At 71.2% G+C, this 1533-nt stretch carries 1 protein-coding gene; it reads right to left on the reverse strand.

The genetic code is table 11. From position 1 onward, the window contains the following. On the reverse strand, positions 1 to 1533 hold a 1533-nt coding region (locus ACFR9S_RS04340; protein ID WP_379818133.1), incomplete at both ends, for an AAA family ATPase.

The raw sequence follows: 1533 nt of genomic DNA on the forward strand, positions 1-1533 counted from the left end.
GATCTCGTCGAAGAAGACGACCGCCGGCGCGGCCTGTCTCGCGCGCTCGAACAGCTCACGGACCGCCTTCTCGCTCTCGCCGACGTAGCGGTCGAGCAGCTCCGGCCCGGCGACTTCGAGGAAGTTCACGCCGCTCTCGCCGGCAATCGCTTTCGCGATCAGCGTCTTCCCCGTCCCGGGCGGGCCGTGGAGCAACACCCCCGTCGGCGGTGACGCCTCGACCGCGTCGAACAGCGGGCCGTAGGAGAGCGGCCACGCGACTGCACGTTCGAGCGTCTCTTTCGCCTCCTCCAGCCCGCCAACGTCGTCGAAGCCGACCTCCGGCGACTCCGCGACGTACTCCCGCATCGCGCTGGGTTCGACCGCCGCCAGCGCCGACTCGAAGTCCGACCGGGTGACGGTGAGGTCGGCGGCCGCGACGGCGGTTTCAGGCTCGCTATCGGCGGTTTCGGTCCCCTCCCGGCGCGCGCGCCGGAGCGCCGACATCGCCGCCTCCTTCGCCACCGACGCGAGGTCCGCGCCGGTGAAACCGTGGGTACGCTCGGCGAGCCGGTCGATCCGGACGTCGTCGGCCAGCGGCATGTTGCGCGTGTGGACCTGCAGCACCTCGCGGCGTCCCGCCTCCCCGGGGACGCCGATCTCGATCTCGCGGTCGAACCGGCCGCCACGCCTGAGTGCGGGGTCGATCTCGTCGACGCGGTTGGTCGCGCCGATCACGACCACCTCGCCCCGGGCGTTCAGGCCGTCCATCAGCGAGAGGAGTTGGGCCACCACGCGGCGCTCCACGTCGCCGCCGGCCTCGCGTTTGGGCGCGACGGAGTCGATCTCGTCGAAGAAGATGATCGCCGGGGCGTCGTCCTGTGCGGCCTCGAACACCTCCCGGACGCGCTCCTCGCTCTCGCCTTTGTACTTGCTCATGATCTCGGGGCCGGAGATGCTGATGAACGTCGCGTCGACCTCGTTGGCGACGGCTTTCGCGATCAGCGTCTTCCCCGTCCCGGGCGGGCCGTGCAGCAGCACCCCCTTCGGCGGGTCGATCCCCAGCCGCGCGAACAGTTCGGGGTTCGACAGCGGGAGTTCGACCGTCTCTCGGACGAGGTCCAGTTCCTCGTCAAGCCCACCGATGTCCTCGTAGCTGACGCCCGTACCGGTGGCGCCGCTCCCGGTCACGTCAGCGGCACCGGAGGCGTCGTCGCTCGTGCCCCCGGGTGCCTCGTCGACCCCGGTCGTCGACACTCCACCCGTCCCCCCAGTCTGTCCGACGCCGCCGGAGTGGCCCGACTCGACGGAATCGCCCTCGATCACCAGTCGGACGTCGGTGTCGTCGGTGACGCGGACGCGCCCGTCGGGGTCGGCCTCGTCGACGGTGAACGCGATCTCCGAGAGCCGTTCGAGGTGGAGCCGATCGCCCGGTGCGACCGGGCGGTTCCGCACGTCCTCGCTCACGAGGCGCTCGATCGACTCCCGATCGACGTCCACCTCGCCCAGCGCCGCCGGCGCGCGGAGCGTGATCGACTCGGCTTCGGGCAGGTC

This window comes from Halolamina salina, from assembly GCF_042678005.1.
Lineage (GTDB): Archaea > Halobacteriota > Halobacteria > Halobacteriales > Haloferacaceae > Halolamina > Halolamina salina.